Origin of the sequence: Vibrio sp. 10N.222.55.A1 (assembly GCF_041473835.1) — a bacterium.
GTDB lineage: Bacteria > Pseudomonadota > Gammaproteobacteria > Enterobacterales > Vibrionaceae > Vibrio > Vibrio crassostreae_C.
In genome coordinates this window covers 75,449-95,396 of record NZ_JBFRSX010000037.1, presented here as the reverse complement: position 1 = coordinate 95,396, position 19,948 = coordinate 75,449, and the positions used below count along the sequence as shown (strand labels likewise).

The following is a 19,948-nucleotide window of genomic DNA, read 5'->3' as shown; positions in this document are numbered from 1 at the left end:
ACTTATTATTGCGGGCGTCAGAGGTAACTCTCACGCCCGTAAATTTGTATTTAGACTTGTCGATCTAGATAATAGCTTTATTCGGCATTTCAGCCGGCAGAACTTTTATCTAGATTGATACACAGACTACTGAAGTGATCATTCGGTAGTAGCAATTATTTTGGTGACCTAGAACATGTCAAAACGTGATTTTTACGAAGTATTAGGCGTAAGCCGCGATGCATCAGAGCGCGATATTAAAAAAGCGTACAAACGCTTAGCGATGAAATTCCACCCGGACCGTAACCAGGGTGATGAGACCGCAGCAGATAAGTTTAAAGAAGTAAAAGTAGCGTACGAGATCCTAACCGATTCTCAAAAGAAAGCAGCTTACGACCAATACGGTCATGCAGCCTTTGAACAAGGTGGCATGGGCGGCGGCGGTGGTTTTGGCGGCGGTGGCCAAGGTGACTTCGGCGATATCTTCGGTGACGTATTTGGCGACATCTTCGGCGGCGGTCGTCGTGGTGGCGGTCAACAGCGTGCACAACGTGGTTCAGATCTACGTTACAACATGGAACTTTCTCTAGAAGAAGCGGTTCGTGGTGTTTCTAAAGAAATCGAAGTACCAACACTTGTAGAGTGTGATACTTGTGACGGCAGCGGCGCGAAAGCGGGTTCTTCTGCACAAACGTGTGGCACTTGTCATGGCCACGGCCAAGTACAAATGCGCCAAGGTTTCTTTGCGGTTCAACAGACTTGTCCTACTTGTAACGGTAAAGGCAAGATCATCAAAGACCCATGTAACTCATGTCATGGTCAAGGTCGCAAACAGAAGACGAAAACACTTAACGTTAAGATCCCTGCTGGTGTTGATACTGGCGATCGTATTCGTCTATCAGGCGAAGGCGAAGCGGGAGAGCAAGGCGCTCCAGCTGGCGATCTGTACGTACAAGTACACGTAAAAGAGCACAACATCTTCGAACGTGACGGCAACAACCTTTACTGCGAAGTACCAGTAAGCTTCTCTATGGCTGCTCTAGGCGGTGAAGTTGAAGTTCCAACACTGGATGGTCGTGTAAACCTTAAGGTACCAGAAGAGACACAAACGGGCCGTATGTTCCGTATGCGTGGCAAGGGCGTGAAAGGCGTTCGTGGTGGCGGTGTGGGTGATCTAATCGTTAAGCTAGTGGTTGAGACTCCAGTTAAGCTAAGCGCTCGCCAGAAAGAATTACTGCGTGAATTCGAAGAAACCTGTGGTGGTGAAGCGGCAAGCAAGCATAAGCCAAAGTCTGAAGGTTTCTTCAGCGGTGTTAAAAACTTCTTCGATGACCTTACTAAGTAATTAGATCGTGGTTTGAAAATTTTAAAGCCTGCCTATGTGCAGGCTTTTTTGATCTTCTCGTTTAGTTAAAAAATGCAGCTATGTATATGCCTAGTCATTCTTTACTCATACCAAGGATATTAACGTCTATTAGTTCCAGCAATTTACAGGGGATTCTTCACCTGAAGATTTGAGCGTCATTGTTTTGGGAGTGCCTAGGCAAGAGTCACCACTTTGCCCCTTAGTTGACTGTGCCGTGGCGGTTATTGTATATGCCATGCTGCTTGAACTTGCGACAGAAAATACATAGCGATCACTTGGTGATTCACATATAGCACAAGCCCCTCCTGAAATAATACTGCCCCAGTTATAGACACCGTTGTATGACTGCTCAAGTGTGAGTTGTATTTTTGCCATATCAGCTAATGCTGCTGTTCTATGCGATTTAATGACATGTTCGGTATAGCTTGGGTAGGCGATAGCGGTTAGCACTCCAATAATAGCCACTGCGACCAATAGTTCGATCAATGTCATCCCTTTGCAACTTAAGTTGTTGTTGTTGCATTTATTTTTTCGAATCATCACGAGTAGTTCCTTCTCTATATTCAGCCTATTTTTCTTCGGTGGTAGCATCCTTGCAAGATTAAATACGGTTACGTATCGGTTTACATAGGAATTTGGGAAATGTCTCGCGGGTTTACCTTCTTAGAGCTACTCATAACCATATCAGTGCTCTCTATATTATTGGCTGTTGCCGCTCCAAGTTTTAGTTCTGTCTCGGAAACAGTGAAGATGCAACGGTTAGCTACTGAGTTGAATGGTTTTATGATGCAGGCAAAATCTGAGGCAGTTATGAGAAATACTGATCTTTGGGCTCATTTCTTAATGAATGGTAATTCAAATGACACCGGTGATTGGAAAATTGAATTGACCGAATTCGATATTCCGAATACTGGTACGGCAATTCTTACACTGGAAGGTGCTTCATTTCGAAACGTAGATTTCACCGTTAACTACAGTTCTGAACAAATTAAATTTAGTGGAGTAAACGGTAAAGCTAAAGATGGCCATCTCTTATTTGATATGAACTCTAAGCCTTTAAAGCTTATAACATATCGTACTTCAGGAAGAATGAGAATTTGTGGTGTAGAAGGAGACTTTTATGGTTATCAGATCTGCACTTAGGAGGCAGCAGTTCGGTGCAACATTAGTCGAATTTATGATCTCTTCCATTTTTGGAATTGTCGTTATTGGAAGTGTGGGGTCGGTATTTATATCCGGACAAAACATCGCATCCGAGAGAAGTAAAGAATTATTACTATTACAACAAGTTTCAGGAGCTCTTCAATACTTTAAAGAAGATATCCAGCGTGCGGGCTACGATGGAGGGACAGGTGTATCTCTAAAATTATCAGGCTCCACCGATACTTTATATATTTCTCCTGATTCAAAAACGGTTGCATATGCTTACACTCATCAATCAGAGATTCGAAATGTCGCTTTTGTATTTGATTCAGGCTTGGTCAAGGTGTGTGATAGCCCCTCCAGTATCGTAAAAACAGTATCAGCGGCGATTAGTGGGTGCTCTTCTATCTTTGAGCCGAATCAAATTAGAGTCGTTGATTTTCATGCGAATCAGTCAAGTATTGAATCTCAAGGGGTTAGTTCAGGTATTACAACCATTATGATTTCTGCTGAATTAGTAGGAGATACGTCCGTTAATTATTCATCAAGTGTGATTGTAAAAAATAGGAATTGGCGATGAATAAAAATCAACAAGGTGCGGTTGTTTTACTTACAACAAGTGTATTACTAGTTACTGCGTTAATGTTGACTTTTGGTAGTTATCGCTCTGTTTTTTATCAAATAAAAAGATCTCAGAATGAAGTAGAAGCGCGCAAGCAACATTGGGAAGCAGAGGGAGGTCTAGAGTGTGGGTTTACATATATTGTTAATCAAAAATTGCAATCAATACCCAATAATTTAGCGACAGTTTGTAACTCGTATAGTTTTTCTTCCTTAAATGCTGACTTTACAAACCCTGAAATTTTGCTTTCTCAAGTTGGTCATAGCAGTGTTAATAAAAAAATAATCTTTTCATCTTCAGTTGGTTATGGAGCTATGAAGTCGACTTCTGATGTTATTTCTTTTGGCTCAGCACTTTTTTCACCACCAGACCCTGGTGAATTTGACTCGGCTGCTGAAGCTTATGAGTGTATCGGGGCAGTGGTTAAATATAGGTTTATTGCGACTGGTATTACCAATCATGGCGTAAGTAGTTCTATTGAATCTCCAGGAGCCGGGCATGATCCCACTAAGGATTGTAAGCCTTCTCATAAGACATCGACAGCTGTTAAATCAGGGATATGGGAGAACTCCTTTGGAGTGATAAGTTCTCATAATGTTGGGTTAGATATTCAGCGAGATGACACTATCGACCCTTTTAAAGATTTTTTCGGAGTCGATAAAAGTAAGTGGCAAGAGGTTCGTGATGATGTAGATAACGAATTTATTAAAGTTTCAATGCCTTCTAGTAGTGTTGATTGCTATAGCCAATTTTCTGATTCAATAGTGAATGGACAGCCCAATAAAGTTTGGATTGATGGCTCTTGCCAACTAGCGCCAGTTGATGTGACGAATATTGTAAATTTACAGGCTGCACACCCGGGAACCGATTTGTTTTTACTTGTTCATGACGGTGTTTTTGGGGTCACTGGTTCTGGCGATATTAGCGGTGTATTTTTTCATTTTAATAATACTTACTCTCCCACTCCTTCTCAATGGGACTCGATGACGGAAGTGAAACCTTTTGTAAATTCAGTATTTAGTGACCTAATTAATACTATGTATGGTTCTTCAAGTACTCTTACGCCATACCATGCAACTTATGCGCAAGCTGGCGCATTCAGTTTCACGGGGGGACAATTTTTTGATACAGAAGGGCAAATGGCGCTATTTAATAACTCTCTGAATTTTTCATTCAATTCAGATGTTATTGATGAGTTCGAATTTTCACCTAAGCCAAGATGGCAAAAAGGTTCATGGAATGATTTATAAGCAAAAAGGTTTTAGCCTAATTGAAGTACTCATTTCATTTTTATTGATCGGAGTCGGTTCGCTAGGGCTAATTAAGTTACAAACATATGTTGAGCAAAAGTCTGACTTTGCTATTCATAGTGTAGAAGCTTTGAATTTGGCTGAAAATAAGCTGGAATGGTTTAGAACTCGAGGCGCATCTGCCGCTTTATCGAGTATAACGCCTGCGGATTTTGCTACGGATATTGTTGATGGCATGGATCACTCGCATTTTAAATATCAACTTGATTGGACAGTGACGAACAGTTTATCCGGAGCGCTGAAGACCGTTCAGATAACAAGCTCATGGGAAGACCGGTTTGGTAATAATCAAGCGATCGAATTACATACCATGATTTCTAAATACAGCGAGTTCGATTGATTGGGTTTATAACTTCAATGTCGTGATAGTTTGCTCTTCTCGGACATTCTTTATGTGCCAGTTAAAACTCTGTATATGGAATGGTATGTTTTGTGTTTTTATATTGTTGCTGTTGTATGGTATTTTTGCAAAATATGTCTCCATTTATGGAAAATTAGGTGGAATCTTGTGCTTTTTAACAACGACTTTAATAGAATATGTGCTGTACCAATAGGCCGTGGTCAAAACTTATATTAGGCCTAAACAAAACAACATCACATATGGAGTTACAATGAGTAACCAAGCCGTAAAAAAAGCACCATCGACTGAGAAGATCAGTGGTATGGACCGCTTTCTAAACTTCATTGAACGCGCCGGCAACAAAATTCCAGATCCAGCAATCCTGTTCTTCTGGGCTCTAGTTATTGTATGGGTAGCATCTGCACTTTTATCGAATCTTTCATTCGACTTAATCAACCCTCAAACGGGTGCTGCTCTTGAAGTAAACAACCTACTAACTGGTGAAGCGCTTGCTAGCTTCCTAGCGAATATGGTTACCACGTTCACAGGCTTCGCACCTCTAGGCATCGTACTTGTTGCTATGCTAGGTGTTGGCGTTGCAGACTCTTCAGGCTTCATTACGACTGGCCTTAAGAAGATGCTTAACTTCACGCCAGCTAAGCTACTAACGCCGATGCTAATCTTGGTTGCTATCGTGTCTCACACAGCAGCTGATGCAGGTTACGTTCTAGTAATCCCTCTTGGCGGTATCATCTTCCACGCTGCGGGTCGTCACCCTCTAGCGGGTATTGCAGCAGCGTTTGCTGGTGTATCAGGTGGTTTCTCAGCGAACTTTATCCCTTCAGGTATTGATCCGCTACTAGCTGGTTTCACTCAAACAGCGGCAAACGTTCTTGACCCTGCATATGTGATCAACCCTCTAGCGAACATCTTCTTTACTGGTTTGTCTTCAATTCTAATTGTGGCAATTGGTTGGTACGTTACAGAGAAAATTATCGAGCCTCGTCTTGCTAATACGCCTGTAGATGAAGATGCAGAACAAGCACCTGATCTAGGTACGTTCACAGACATTGAATCTAAAGCATTCAAATTCGCTGGTTGGGCAATGGTTGCCGGTATTGGTCTGCTTATCGCGGCTCTAATGCCTGAAAACTCAGCACTTCGTTCACCTGAAGGCGAATTAACGGCGTTCTCAGCACCAGTAATGAAGTCTATCGTTCCTCTGATCTTCATCCTGTTTATTATTCCGGGTATCGTCTACGGCCGTGTAGCGGGTACATTCAAGAATAGTAATGATGTTATCAAAGCAATGTCTGAGACGATGGCAACGATGGGCGCATACATTGTAATGTCGTTCTTCTGTGCTCAGTTCCTATCTGCATTCGCTCAATCAAACATCGGTACTATGCTGGCACTTTACGGTGCTGAAGGCTTGAAAGCGATGGACCTTCCAGGTGAAGCAACGGTTGTTGGTATGATTCTACTAACGGCTGCAGTTAACCTTCTTGTTGGTTCTGCTTCAGCTAAGTGGGCACTGATTGGTCCTATCCTAGTTCCAATGCTAATGGTTGTGGGTATCTCTCCTGAGCTATCTCAAGCGGCTTACCGTGTAGGTGACTCAGTGTCTAACATCATCTCTCCACTAATGGTGTTCTTCCCACTGGTTGTTGTTTACTGTCAGCGCTACGTTAAGTCGACAGGTATCGGTACTCTAGCTTCTCTAATGATGCCATTCTCGATTGCGATGTTAATCGGTTGGTCTATCTTCTTGCTAGCTTACTGGGCTCTTGGTATCCCACTAGGTATCCAAGCACCTTACACTTACACAATGTAAGATTGAACTAAGCAAAACTAAGCTTTATTCATTGCTAAGCCCGCACCGAAATGTGCGGGCTTTTTTTCGCTATTTTTTCCGTTTTTTATATCCAAGGTTTTTATATCCAAAACTTTCTATATCCAAAACTTTTTATATTCAAAATAAAGGCACTCAGCTTATACTCCGGATTACGGCTAATTGTTGGCCGGTAAATTTAGGAAATCCAAGCCACATGAAAATTCTGCTTTTAGTAGGGTTAATTGTTTTAAATGGTCTGTTTGCCATGTCTGAGATTGCATTGGTAGCAGCAAAAAATAGTCGGCTGAAACGCTTAGCCGAAAAACACCGCTCCGCTCAGGTTGCTCTTGATCTCAAAGAAAACCCAACCCGCTTCCTCTCTACAATCCAAATCGGTATCACGGTAATCGGCCTACTCAGCGGGATTGTGGGTGAGGCGACGCTATCGGCTCCACTAGCCGTTCAACTTGAACTGTGGGGACTAGACCCAACACAAGCGAACATCTTGTCTACTGCGGTTGTGGTGGTAGGTATTACTTATTTCGCTATCGTTGTCGGTGAGTTGGTACCAAAGCGTTTTGCTCAGTCTCAAGCTGAAAACATTGCTGTGTTAGTCGCGCTGCCAATCTTCTGGTTATCTAAAATCGCGACGCCGTTTGTGTTTGCGTTGTCGGCTTCAACGGAAGGTATTCTTAAGTTGATGGGCCGAGGCGGTGAAGAAGATAGCGTTACCGAAGATGATATCCATGCACTTGTGAAAGAGGGCTCAGAATCGGGTGTGATTGAACGCGGCGAACAAGAGATGATTCGTAATATCTTGCAGCTTGATGATCGTCTTGTGAGCTCATTGATGACTCCGCGTCGAGACATCGACTTTCTGGATGTCGACCAACCCGTTGAGCAGATATTAAAGAAACTGCGTTCATCAAAACACAGTGTGTTTCCATTGTGCCAAGATCACCTCAATAAAGTGGTGGGTACAGTGTCAGCCAAAGCCTTGCTGAATCAGGCGGGCAATCTAAGCATTCAAGTGATCATGGGGCTGTCTCGCTCGCCGATCTATGTTCCAGAATCGATGAAAGCTCTGCGTCTACTTGGCTACTTTAAAGAGTCGGGCACCGAGATGGCATTCATTGTCGACGAGTATGGCGATGTTCAAGGTCTTGTGACTCATTACGATATTCTTGAGGCGATTGCTGGCGAGCTATCGAATAATCCGAACGATCTTTGGACCGAGCAAGTGGAAGACGGTTTGTTGGTGGATGGATTGATTCCTATCAGTGAACTGAAAAACCGTTTAGAGCTATCGGATTTTGAGGGCGAAAGCGAGAGCTTCCAAACGCTGAATGGCCTTGTGACATGGTTAATAGGGCGCTTACCGGATGCAGGCGAAGTTGTTCAATACCAGCAGTGGCAGTTTGAAATTATCTCTGTTGAGAATAACCGTATTGTGAGCATCAAAGCGACGCCAATAGCCGGTGACACAGAAGACGCTAATAGCTAACAGTTCGACCAACCAACAAGCGGCAATGGTTCATTGTCTCTTGTTGTCTTAACCTCTTTATTGTTCATTATCACGAAGATTAGGTATGCTTCACCGCATACCTATTTTCGTTTTTATCCTTTGTTTTCTGGAGTTCCCTTTGTCAGACCATCAATTCACCCTTCAAGATGAAATCTTCATGCGACGCGCCATTGAGGTAGCTAAGCAAGCAGAGAGCGAGGGAGAGGTTCCAGTGGGTGCGGTATTAGTGAAAGATGGGCAGATTATCTCTGAAGGATGGAACCGTTCGATTGGCAGCCACGATGCAACGGCACACGCAGAAATTGAAACCTTGCGTAAAGCCGGTCAAACCTTAGAAAACTATCGGCTACTCGATACCACTTTATATGTCACGCTAGAGCCTTGCCCAATGTGCGCAGGCGCGTTGCTACACAGCCGAGTAAAGCGCATTGTGTTTGGTGCTCCAGACTTAAAAGCGGGCGCTGCAGGTACAGTATTGAACTTGTTTGAAAGCCAAGCCTCATACCACTATGCCGACGTTGAACATGGTTTGTTAGAGGAAGAGTGCCGTGAGCAATTACAAGCGTTTTTCAAGCGTCGTAGAAAAGAGATAAAAGAGAAGCGAAAGCAAGAACGTCTGTTGGAAGAGCAGCGTTTAGAAGCAGAGATGAAGGCTGGCAATAAGAAATAGCAGCGTACTTTCGGCACTCTCTATCGCAAGAGTGCCAAGCAAACTGACTGAGTAACTACATTTACTCAGCAATCATCTGCATGAAAGCGCGATTGCGCCAAATGATCTTCTTCTTATTATTTGAAAGCATACGCTTACGACGGTTTGCAGCAACGGTCTTATCAAGGCGTTTCGATTTCAGTTTCTTCATCATTTCAATGATTTCCTATTTGTCGTCTGACTTTTTAGTTTGGACTAACGATTTAATTATAGTGTTATTCGTTTGTTTGGCCTGTCGCACGCTTGGCTTAAATAGAAGAGCAGTTCTAGTCTAAAGCCAGCATTGCAGTGCAACAGAGCATAATCTTGATTGTGGTGTGCCGTTATAAGGTTCGATTGTTACTGCAATATGACACTCTAGATCTCATCATCATTTTCTTGCCTGCTTCCCTTATCCCTTAGTGACGAAAGAAGAGTCGAAAAAAGACAATAAAAAAGAGCAATGCTAGATGGCATTGCTCTTTTGGGTTTTACTGTGAAGGCTCAGAACTGCTTACTGTCGACTGAGCTGCGCTGATACTCGATTCAGCACCTGAGGTTTCTAAAGGTGGGATCACCACCAAACCTTCAAGGGTCGCTTCTTGTTCTTTATTGCGCTTATTTACATGGCCAATAATGCTTTGGTAATAACGGCGAATGTTTTCAACGTAGTTTCTCGCTTCATCACCACGCGCATACCCATATCGAGTTTGGCTGTAGTACTTCTTCTGTCTTAACAGAGGCAATCTGTCTTTCACATCGCCCCAAGCATCAGGATCTCCTCCTTGTGCCTTCGTGAGGCGACGCGCGTCCATCATGTGCCCGTAACCGACATTGTATGAAGCAAGTGCAAACCAGATCTTTTCGTGTTGAGTGATTGAATCTGGTACTCGGTTCACGATACGACGCAGGTACTCAACACCGCCTTGTACCGACTGGTTCGGGTCGAGACGGTTGGTTACCCCAACACTCTTCGCGGTGGGCAGTGTCAACATCATCATGCCACGAACACCCGTTGGTGAGCGCGCAACAGGGTTCCAGTGTGATTCTTGGTAGGCCAAAGCGGCAATCAAGCGCCAATCAAATTCTTGAGAGTACCTTTGAAATAGCGGCGACCATTTTGGCAACTTGCTGTCCAGTGCGCGGATAAAGGCACGAGTATCAACGTAGTCAAAAGTGCCGATGTGGCCGATGTATTTCTCTTCTAGTGAAGCCAGTTCACCAGACTGTTTTAGGTTACCGAAGAACTCAATCAGCAAAGCATACAGGCTTTCATCTTCCGATCTATTTAGGTACCAAGAGATAGGTTGGTCTTCTGTCAGCTCAAATGCCAAGGCAACATCTGGGTACAAACGTTGCGCCAGTGATAGCTCGATAGAGTCGGCCACTGTGAATAAACGTTCGCCTGTTGATACTTCTTTTAGCAGGTCATTGATGTCTGCATTGCCAACCGCGTCATAGATGAAGTCATCGTGCGTTTTCTGCAGCAGTTTGAGTGTTGGTTCAAAGTGCGAGTCTTTCACCACAACCAAAGAGGGCGTCAGCGTCTCGCTTGATACCGCAGCTTCTGATTCAGCTTGTGCTTTTACAAACTCAGCCTGACGCTCATTCTCAAAATTGATCAATTGCTCAAGGTTTCTTGGGCGCCATTGGCCCTTTTTGTACACGACCTGTTGGCTTACATAGTAATAAGCAGGCGCGGCGCGGTAAGCGCGTGTCAGTTTGTTGTTTTGCGTTAAGCCGGTCGCGATAAGATCGATTTCGCCTTTCTGCAGTGCAGGGAACAAGCCAGACAAACGGTAAGCGGGTTTAACCTCAAGCTTTACACCAAGCTCCTGCGCAAATTCACGAGCTAATTCGTAATCCAAGCCAGCAGGACCATCAGGACCGATGTAATAAGAGAGTTGGTTATTTAGGGTGCCGACACGAAGAACGCCACGATCTCGTATCTGCTCAAGGACACTTTTAGGTTCAGATTCAATCTGGCATCCAGCCAACCCAAATAGGGCGATGGCGAGCAGAAGGAACTTAGACGAAAAGATGAGCGTAAATTTAGGCATCAAAATGAAATCTCGAAAAGTGGAAGCTCCTTTATACCAAACCCCGCAAGGCTGGCAAAGCAGGTTTAATTAAACAGTTGTAAAAGTGGTGATAAATGCAGCAAAAGTACCATTTACGCAGAAAGATAAAAAAAATCACGCAAACGGTTGCTTTTGGTGTTACGTCACAAAAAGAAATGCTTTATAATGCGCTCGCATTGAAGAGGTGGGATCGGCATAGGTTTTTAAACCTTCGGGAATAGCTTCGAAGAAAACAGTTAGGTTTTTCCTTTAACCCACTGAATTTATTCCAATACTACCTTAATCAACTGCATAAGAGACGTAAGCACATGAGAATTTTGCGTGGCTCCCCAGCTCTATCTGAGTTTCGTGTTAACAAGCTTTTAGAGCTTTGTCGTGAATTAAGCTTACCTGTAACAGGTATTTACGCTGAGTTTGCCCACTTTGCTGATCTAACGGCAGACCTAGATGAGTCTGAAGTTGAGAAGCTAGAAAAGCTACTGACTTACGGTCCAACGATTGAAGAGCATGAACCTGAAGGTTTACTGCTGCTTGCAACGCCACGCCCAGGCACTATCTCGCCTTGGTCTTCAAAATCAACAGATATCGCACACAACTGCGGACTGGCTAAAGTGTCACGTCTAGAGCGCGGTACTGCTTTCTACATTGAAACCTCTGCTGAACTTTCTGAACTTCAACTTGTTGAGCTGAAAGCAATCCTGCACGACCGTATGATGGAAGTGGTTTTCACTGACTTCGAATCAGCGGCGGCACTATTTACCGTTGCTGAGCCTGCTCCTTATGCGGAAGTTGACCTACTAACTGGTGGACGTAAAGCGCTTGAAAAAGCAAACGTTACCCTAGGTCTTGCACTTGCAGAAGATGAGATTGATTACCTTCTTGAAAGCTTCACTGAGAAGCTAGGTCGTAACCCGACGGACATCGAGCTAATGATGTTTGCACAAGCGAACTCAGAGCACTGTCGTCATAAGATCTTTAACGCTGATTGGACTATCGATGGCGTTAAGCAAGAAAAATCATTGTTCAAGATGATTAAGAACACCTTTGAAACGACACCAGAACATGTTCTGTCTGCTTATAAAGATAACGCAGCGGTAATGACAGGTTCTGAAGTTGGTCGTTTCTTCCCAGATCCAGAAACTCGCCAGTACAGCTACCACCAAGAAAAAACACACATCTTGATGAAAGTTGAAACGCACAACCACCCAACGGCAATCTCACCGTGGCCAGGCGCATCGACAGGTTCAGGCGGTGAAATCCGTGATGAAGGCGCAACCGGTATTGGTGGTAAGCCAAAAGCGGGTCTGGTTGCTTTCTCTGTATCTAACCTTAAGATCCCGAACTTCGTTCAACCTTGGGAAACTGACTTTGGTAAGCCAAGCCGTATCGTTACTGCATTGGATATCATGCTTGAAGGTCCTCTTGGTGGCGCGGCATTCAACAACGAATTTGGTCGTCCAAACCTACTTGGCTACTTCCGTACTTACGAAGAGAAAGTAAACTCTCACGCAGGTGAAGAAGTACGTGGTTACCACAAACCAATCATGCTGGCTGGTGGTCTTGGCAACATCCGTGATGAGCACGTTCAGAAGAAAGAGATCCCGGTAGGTGCAAGCCTAATCGTTCTTGGTGGTCCTGCGATGAACATCGGCCTTGGCGGCGGTGCGGCATCTTCAATGGATTCTGGTTCTTCTTCTGAAGATCTTGATTTCGCTTCTGTACAACGTGAAAACCCAGAGATGGAGCGTCGTTGTCAGGAAGTTATCGACCGTTGTTGGCAGCTTGGTGATGCGAACCCAATCGCATTTATCCACGATGTGGGCGCGGGCGGTATCTCGAATGCTCTTCCTGAGCTAGTCGACGATGGCGAGCGTGGCGGTATCTTTAATCTACGTGACGTGCCAAACGATGAGCCGGGCATGAGCCCACTTGAGATCTGGTGTAACGAATCTCAAGAGCGTTACGTAATGGCGGTTGCTGATAAAGACATGGCAACATTCGACGCGATTTGTAAGCGTGAACGTGCACCATATGCCGTGGTGGGTAAAGCAACAGAAGAACGTGAACTTAAACTAGAAGATTCACACTTCGACAACACGCCAATCGATATGCCTATGGACATCCTATTAGGTAAAACACCTAAGATGCACCGTGACGCGAAAACGCTAAAAGCGAACAACCCAGCGATTGACCGTTCTGGTATTGAACTAAACGAAGCGGTTGACCGTGTTCTTCGCTTGCCAACTGTCGCTGAGAAAACATTCCTTATCACCATCGGTGACCGCTCGGTAACAGGCCTTGTAGCTCGTGACCAAATGGTTGGCCCATGGCAGGTTCCTGTTGCTAACTGTGCGGTTACGGCAGCAAGCTACGATTCTTACCACGGTGAAGCGATGTCTCTTGGTGAGCGTACGCCAGTGGCACTACTAGACTTCGGCGCATCGGCTCGTCTAGCAGTAGGTGAAGCAATCACAAACATCGCTGCGACCAACATCGGCGATATCAAACACATTAAATTGTCAGCGAACTGGATGTCTCCAGCGGGTCACCCAGGTGAAGATGCCGGTCTTTACGAAGCGGTGAAAGCAGTGGGTGAAGAACTATGCCCGGCGCTGGGTCTAACTATCCCTGTGGGTAAAGACTCAATGTCGATGAAGACTAAGTGGGAAGAGAACGGCGAGCAGAAAGAAGTCACTTCTCCGCTATCTCTTGTAATCACTGCGTTTGCTCGTGTTGAAGATGTTCGTAAGACAATCACTCCTCAACTGCGCACCCCTGATAACCTTGAAGGACTAGGTAATACAAGCCTAGTTCTTATCGACCTAGGTAACGGTAAAAACCGTCTAGGTGCAACGGCACTGGCGCAAGTTTACAAGCAGCTTGGTGATAAACCAGCAGACGTAGACAACGCAGCGCAACTAAAAGGTTTCTACGAAGGCGTTCAAGAACTTGTAGCGAACGACCAAGTTGTGGCTTACCACGATAAAGGCGATGGTGGTCTATTCGTAACCCTAGCAGAAATGGCGTTCGCAGGTCACTGTGGTGTTAACGCTGATATTGCGGCGTTGGGCGAAGATACGCTTGCGGCACTATTCAATGAAGAACTGGGTGCGGTAATCCAAGTACGTAACGATGACCTAGACGCGGTTCTTTCTACTCTTGCAGAAAACGGCCTAGAAACATGTTCTCATGTGATTGGCTGCGTTGTTGGTGAAGGGGAAGCATCTGATGAGTTAGTGATTAAGTCAGGCGCAGACGTTGTAATCCAGCGTAACCGTACTGAACTACGTACTATCTGGGCTGAGACAACGCATAAGATGCAAGGTCTACGTGATAACCCAGTTTGTGCTGACCAAGAACACGAAGCGAAGAAAGACAACTCAGACCCTGGTCTAAACGTTAGCCTAAGCTTTGATGTAAACGAAGATATTGCAGCGCCTTATATTAACCTAGGTGCTAAACCTAAGATGGCAATTCTACGTGAGCAAGGTGTTAACTCTCACGTTGAAATGGCAGCAGCGTTTGACCGTGCAGGCTTCAAAGCGACTGATATTCACATGAGCGATATCCTAACGGGTCAAGCGGTTCTAGAAGAGTACAATGGCCTTGTGGCTTGTGGTGGCTTCTCTTACGGTGACGTACTAGGCGCTGGCGAAGGTTGGGCTAAATCAGTTCTATTTAACGACTCTACACGTGACCAATTTGAAAACTTCTTCAAGCGCGAAGATACTTTCTCTCTAGGTGTGTGTAACGGTTGTCAGATGTTGTCTAACCTACGTGACCTAATCCCAGGCGCTGAGTACTGGCCACGTTTCGTTCGCAACGAATCTGAGCGTTTTGAAGCACGTTTCAGTCTAGTTGAAGTTCAGAAGTCTGATTCTGTATTCTTCAATGGCATGGAAGGTTCTCGTATGCCAATCGCTGTTTCTCACGGTGAAGGCCGCGTAGAAGTACGTGATAACGACCACCTAAACGCGATTGAAAACTCAGGTACGGTTGCTCTACGTTACGTTGATAACAACGGTAACCAAACGCAGCAATACCCGAATAACCCGAATGGTTCGCCAAACGCTATCACAGGTTTAACAACGACTGACGGCCGCGTGACAATTATGATGCCTCACCCAGAGCGTGTATTCCGTACGGTTGCAAACTCTTGGTCTCCGGAAGGTTGGGGCGAGAATGGCGCTTGGATGCGTATGTTCCAAAACGCACGTAAGAACGTGGGTTAATTGAAAATGATTTAAACAGTGTTATCGGGACAATAACCACAAGCGCAGATCGAAAGGTCTGCGCTTTTTTTGGTGGTGAGTGTGGTGTAGGGATCACCGTATAGTGGATGTGTGTATAACAAACTTTTGGACAGAAATGAGTTTTGGAAAATCAAGCATTAGCAAATGACTAATAACTTCAGGTATGACAAATAACTAAACCTGATAGAAAAACTGCCACCAAAGAGCAAAAGACAAGACCTGACCCTATTGTTTTTTGTACGCAAAAAAACAGCAGTCAGTGATAGGGTTTAATCGCCAAATAAATTCTACGCAAACTACCATTTTCATGCCGGGCTAAATGACATGGTTCAGCATGCACTCCCAAGGGCCTCAAAGGGAAGATTGAGCACCTTCTGCCCATTTGGTCAGCTTTAAATCGTCCAAAATAAGCAGCACGCAAGGCACAACAATTGACGCTAGTAACGTAGCCGAGACTAAGCCAAACGCAATACTGGCAATTAACGGGATCAGAAATTGCGCTTGCGTACTGGTTTCGATTAACAGTGGAAGCAATCCTGCAAATGTGGTTAACGAGGTGATAAATATCGCTCTAAATCGGTCACATACCGCCTCTCGACAAGCGTCTATCAAGCGCTCGCCTTGGGCGATATTCTTCTTAATAAAATTGACCAACAGAATGTTATCGTTAACGACGATACCCGCTAAGGTAGCAAAGCCAACCAAGCTTGGAATAGTCAAATCGAACCCCATGCCCAAGTGCCCCCATACCACACCAATCCAGCCCATAGGGATTGCCAGCAGCACAGCAATCGGTTGAGTGTAGCTTTGTAACAGGAACACTAAAATAAGATAAATCCCCACCACGCCAAGAGCAAAGAAGGTCGCCAGCGAGGAGCCCGTATCTGAGCTTTCTTTATCCTGACCTTGCGAGGTGAAGGTGATGTCTGGGAATTTGTGTTGAGTTTGCGAGACAAATTCGCTATTGAACTGCAGCATGATTTCACGCGCATTGGCAACCCGCGTATCGATATTGCCTTGCACAACCACAGTGTTCATCCCATTAATGCGGTGAATTCGCGAGAAGGCTTGTTTTCTGTCAAACGTCGCAACACTTGATAATGGAACTAGGGTTCCATTGCCTGCCGTCACCATCAAGTTATTCAACTCATACAGGCTAGCTTGGTGCGTAAACTCATCCAGTCTCACACTAATATCCACCAGCTCGCCTTGTTGGAAAACCGTCAGATCAGTACTGCCTTTTACCGCGCTGCGCAGCGTTTGAGCAATGTTGGAAGCATTAACTCCCATCACGCCAGCTTCATCTTTAAGGTTAACGTGAAATTCGGTTCTGCCCTCACGCAGATCGGTGGAGAGGTTATAGACACCGTCAAATCCCTTCAACCATTTCACCAGCGAGCGGCTGACTTGATTGAGCTCTTGTAACGACTCACCCTGAACCCGAATATCAATGCCATTGCCAGCAATGCCCCGTTCTTTATCGGTAAACTTGAGTGAAACCACATCCGCCGTAGAGCCTACTTTTTGTTTCCAATCTTGGATCAGATCTTTAATGCTCTGCTGCCTAAATTGCGCTGGCAATAGATCGGCACTGACGGTTGCCATATGCGGCCCCGACTCATTAGCATCAGCATTTGAGTTGAACATGATCGTGGTGCTCGCGACCAAAGGTTTTGAGCTTGGGTATTTCTCTGCGTATTCTTGGTTGAGTTCATCAAGCGCGTTTGAAACCTTCTCCACCACCGCCTCTGTCTGGCTCAGTAAACTGCCTTGAGGGAGCAAGATACGCGCCTGCAGCACATCACTTTCCAAGGCAGGCATGGCTTTGAATTTCAGCCAACCTGACGAAATGGAAGCGGTTGAAATCATCACCACCATCACCAATATCCCTACTGAAAGATAAGGTGCATTCATCGCCTTGACACTCACTGGCACAAAGAATCTGTCTCTGATGTTTTCAAAACCGGCAATGAACTTGTCCCGTATAGGATTAGAGCGAGATTCAGTATGGCTATGTGCCAAATGAGACGGCAAGATCAAGAAAGCTTCTATCAGACTAACAAGCAAGGTAATCAATAACACGATGGGAATATAGCGTAGTACTTCGCCCATCTTGCCTGTGAGAAACATCAGCGGCCCTATCACCATGATGGTGGTAGCAAACGATGCAATCACACCTGGGAAGACTTGTTTGGTACCTTCAACTGCAGCGTCAAACGCGGGTAGCCCTTGTTGCCTCTTGGCAGCGATGTTTTCTGCAATGATCAACGAGTCGTCCATTAGCAGACCAATCGCGACAATCAGCCCGACCAGCGTCATCATATTCAGGGTATAACCGAGAAGTTGTATCGCAAAAATGGCGCCAAGGAATGAAACCGGCAGCCCCATGGTGACCCAAAAGCTAAAGCGAATATTAAAAAACGCCCACAACATCAAAAATGCCAGTGCTAATCCCTGTGCGCCATTGCTGGTGAGGATTCTCAGACGCTCAATAATATTGGTGCTGGAATCTTGGGTGATGGTTAAAGCGACGCCTTCAGGGGCTCTCGCCTGTTCTTTTTCAACGATGCTGACGATCGCATCTTTGACCGTTAAGGTATCTTGAAATTGCGTTTTGGACACCTGAAGCAAAGCGGCACGCTGACCATTGAACAGGATTTGATTTTCATCGCTAGTGAACTTCTGTTGAATAACGGCAACATCACCGAGGCGAACCTGAGTCCCCGTCTCACTGGATTTAATCACGATATTTTCGAAGTCTCTGACGTTGCTGCCTAAGTGGTCGAAGCGGACGCTGATCTCTTCCAAGTCATTACTAAATACGCCAGCAGGAGTGCTGATACTTTGCTGTTGTACTAGATTGGACAAGTCGGACACACTCAGGCCGTACTGCTGCAACTTCCACTGCGATACGCGAATTTCTATTTCTTGATCCGCAAAACCGCTCACGGTCACCTGAGCGATCAATGGGCTCTCTTTTAACTTGTGCTTAATTTGTTGGGCATAGAGATATAAGTCCCTATCTGACATATTGCCGGTAATCGCGACACTGGCCACCGTTGCCACTCGGTCCAGTTTCGACACCGTGATCTGCTCAACTCGATCCGGAAAATCACTGATGGCGTTAACCTGCTGTTGAATATCGCTGGTTAAAGTGTCAATGTCTTCATCATCGCCGATTTCCACATTGGCGATGACCAAACTCTCTCGGGCATCACAGCTTAACTCTTTAATTCCACTCAGCTTATCGAGAGAATCTTCCAACGGGTAACACACTTCTTCCATCATCTCAAAAGGTGACGCGCCCGGATAAACGATCCGAACCTCAATATTTTTGGTCGGCGTCAACGGAAAAGTGTCTTTCTGCAGTTTGGGCAAGGCAAAAGCCCCTAACAGCAGTACCGCCATCATCAGGACATTGGCGCCAGTGGTGTGCCGAGCAAAAAAAGCGATCATAATTTGCCCTCTTTCTGAATCGCGTTTAGGGCTTTAAATCCGCTCTGCGTATCCAACCAAAGGCCGATTTTCTCATCCGGTTGCGGTTGTAAAGCCATCCCCTCAACGGCGGGTGAAAGTTTACTTAGCACAACCACATCACCGAATTCCACGCCAGATTTGATCACCGCAACCTGCCCTTGGACGAAATCTATCCTGACAGGTTTGCTTTTCAGTTTACCTTCAGAGACAGTGTAAACTTTACCATCATGGATGGCGTTTATCGGTAGCAAGACTTGTTGCTCCATCATTGGTGCTTTAATCGTGACTTTAACGAAAGTCCCACGAATAAGTGGTGGCTTCTCCCCGGGAATGGCTTGCTGATAGGGCTGATTTACTTGTGCAACCAGGCTTTGGCTTTGAGTCTGAGCATCGATTTCACCGCCGGAGCGGCTGATCTCGGCAGGCCAAGTAATTACTTTATCGCCTGCTTGGAGCTCGACTGTCGCGCTCAAGTTGCTATGAACATCTTCGTCAAGCGAGTCAAAGCGATTGGAATTTCTTAGCGGACGCATTTTACCAAGCGGAAACTGCGCGCGAACCTCAACGGCATCGATGTCATCCGCTTTGAGCAGCAATTCCCCCTTGTTGACATACTCGGCGAGTCCAACCAAGGTTTCGACAATGCGAATATCAAATGGGGCTTTAATTACGGTTTGTTCGAGATCTCGGTTTGCAAGTGCTAGTTCCGTTTGCAAAACCTTTTGCTGCGCTTGATTAATTGCCAGTTGGTTTTTCTGTGTCTGGAGCTGTTGCTGGCTGCTGAGCAAGTCTTTGGTCGCGCGGTCTTTCTCTGTTTTGGAGATATGCCCGGTTTCACTCAATTTGATTGAGCGGGCATATTCTGACTGTTGTACCTCAAACTCTTTCTCTGCAATCTTGAGCGAATCGATAATGGTCTGATTCGTTAGCATTAGCACTTCAAGCTCAGCTTGCAAACGGGCAATAGTAAGTTGATAAGCGGTGGGGTCAATTCTAAGGAGTTCGCTGTCTTTGCGGATAATAGCGCCCGTTTTGTATTGCTCAGAAACCCACACAACCGCGCCGTCAAGTTCAGACTGTGCCTGCCAGTCTTGAACAGACTCGGTATGTCCATATCCGATGGCAGAAGGTTGGATATTTCGCGGCTCGACTTTCAACACCCGAACCACCTTTTTAGCAGCCGTATTACTCGCATTAGGCGGTTCAGCCTTCATCCCTGGTGCGATCACCAATAACGCGATGCCCAACAAAACAGGAGGAACAAACAGAGCCCTTTGTAACCAGCTATACCTAGTCATAGCGATTCCCTTACTATATATTAGCTTTTCCT

14 protein-coding genes are annotated in these 19,948 nt (G+C 45.4%); 9 read left to right on the top strand and 5 right to left on the bottom strand.

All coding sequences use genetic code 11. The features are described from left to right. The first annotated feature begins 175 nt into the window (after positions 1 to 175). The gene (gene dnaJ / locus AB4493_RS12960; protein WP_017059869.1) at positions 176 to 1,324 is read left to right on the top strand and encodes a molecular chaperone DnaJ; all 1,149 of its coding nucleotides are present in this window, start codon (positions 176 to 178) and stop codon (positions 1,322 to 1,324) included. A gap of 129 nt (positions 1,325 to 1,453) precedes the next feature. Here the strand turns inward: dnaJ and AB4493_RS12955 are convergent, their stop codons facing one another. Continuing rightward, positions 1,454 to 1,885: a type IV pilin protein gene (locus tag AB4493_RS12955; RefSeq protein ID WP_010438935.1), complete on the bottom strand. Its 432-nt coding sequence runs from the start codon at positions 1,883 to 1,885 to the stop codon at positions 1,454 to 1,456. A gap of 102 nt (positions 1,886 to 1,987) precedes the next feature. On the opposite strand from AB4493_RS12955, the gene AB4493_RS12950 reads away from it, so the two are divergent. From AB4493_RS12950 to tadA, 7 genes are all read left to right on the top strand, one after another. Further along, positions 1,988 to 2,488 (top strand): GspH/FimT family pseudopilin, encoded by a 501-nt coding sequence (locus AB4493_RS12950; protein WP_102402141.1) that lies wholly within the window; start codon positions 1,988 to 1,990, stop codon positions 2,486 to 2,488. Beyond that, positions 2,466 to 3,068, top strand: a complete 603-nt coding sequence (locus AB4493_RS12945) for a PilW family protein (protein ID WP_372155113.1) — start codon at positions 2,466 to 2,468, stop codon at positions 3,066 to 3,068. Before AB4493_RS12950 ends, AB4493_RS12945 begins: the two co-directional genes overlap by 23 nt. Continuing rightward, complete coding sequence (locus tag AB4493_RS12940) at positions 3,065 to 4,360, top strand: hypothetical protein (protein WP_010438941.1); 1,296 nt, start codon at positions 3,065 to 3,067, stop codon at positions 4,358 to 4,360. The genes AB4493_RS12945 and AB4493_RS12940 overlap by 4 nt, the downstream gene beginning before the upstream one ends. Continuing rightward, positions 4,350 to 4,760, top strand: coding sequence for a prepilin-type N-terminal cleavage/methylation domain-containing protein (locus AB4493_RS12935; RefSeq protein WP_102385574.1), 411 nt, complete (start codon positions 4,350 to 4,352; stop codon positions 4,758 to 4,760). The genes AB4493_RS12940 and AB4493_RS12935 overlap by 11 nt, the downstream gene beginning before the upstream one ends. Before the next feature lie 271 nt (positions 4,761 to 5,031). Beyond that, on the top strand, positions 5,032 to 6,594 hold the full coding sequence (locus AB4493_RS12930) for an AbgT family transporter (RefSeq protein WP_372155111.1): 1,563 nt from the start codon (positions 5,032 to 5,034) through the stop codon (positions 6,592 to 6,594). A 214-nt stretch (positions 6,595 to 6,808) separates the two neighbouring features. Then, a complete protein-coding gene (locus AB4493_RS12925; protein WP_017059876.1) occupies positions 6,809 to 8,098 on the top strand; it encodes a hemolysin family protein in 1,290 nt (429 codons plus the stop codon). A gap of 85 nt (positions 8,099 to 8,183) precedes the next feature. Next, positions 8,184 to 8,789 carry a tRNA adenosine(34) deaminase TadA gene (gene tadA / locus AB4493_RS12920; RefSeq protein WP_372155109.1) on the top strand — a complete coding sequence of 202 codons (606 nt, stop codon included), beginning with the start codon at positions 8,184 to 8,186 and terminating at the stop codon, positions 8,787 to 8,789. 61 nt (positions 8,790 to 8,850) lie between these two features. Here tadA and AB4493_RS12915 read toward each other — a convergent pair whose 3' ends face one another. Together AB4493_RS12915 and mltF are read right to left on the bottom strand one after the other, a co-directional pair. Then, positions 8,851 to 8,982, bottom strand: coding sequence for a hypothetical protein (locus AB4493_RS12915; protein WP_017059878.1), 132 nt, complete (start codon positions 8,980 to 8,982; stop codon positions 8,851 to 8,853). Between the two features lie 316 nt (positions 8,983 to 9,298). Further along, positions 9,299 to 10,867 carry a membrane-bound lytic murein transglycosylase MltF gene (mltF, locus tag AB4493_RS12910; protein WP_136978965.1) on the bottom strand — a complete coding sequence of 523 codons (1,569 nt, stop codon included), beginning with the start codon at positions 10,865 to 10,867 and terminating at the stop codon, positions 9,299 to 9,301. A 329-nt stretch (positions 10,868 to 11,196) separates the two neighbouring features. On the opposite strand from mltF, the gene purL reads away from it, so the two are divergent. Continuing rightward, positions 11,197 to 15,120, top strand: a complete 3,924-nt coding sequence (gene purL, locus AB4493_RS12905; RefSeq protein WP_372155108.1) for a phosphoribosylformylglycinamidine synthase — start codon at positions 11,197 to 11,199, stop codon at positions 15,118 to 15,120. 372 nt (positions 15,121 to 15,492) lie between these two features. Here purL and AB4493_RS12900 read toward each other — a convergent pair whose 3' ends face one another. Continuing rightward, positions 15,493 to 18,597 carry an efflux RND transporter permease subunit gene (locus AB4493_RS12900; protein ID WP_372155106.1) on the bottom strand — a complete coding sequence of 1,035 codons (3,105 nt, stop codon included), beginning with the start codon at positions 18,595 to 18,597 and terminating at the stop codon, positions 15,493 to 15,495. Next, positions 18,594 to 19,916, bottom strand: a complete 1,323-nt coding sequence (locus AB4493_RS12895) for an efflux RND transporter periplasmic adaptor subunit (RefSeq protein ID WP_032545691.1) — start codon at positions 19,914 to 19,916, stop codon at positions 18,594 to 18,596. Before AB4493_RS12895 ends, AB4493_RS12900 begins: the two co-directional genes overlap by 4 nt. Positions 19,917 to 19,948: the final 32 nt, after the last annotated feature.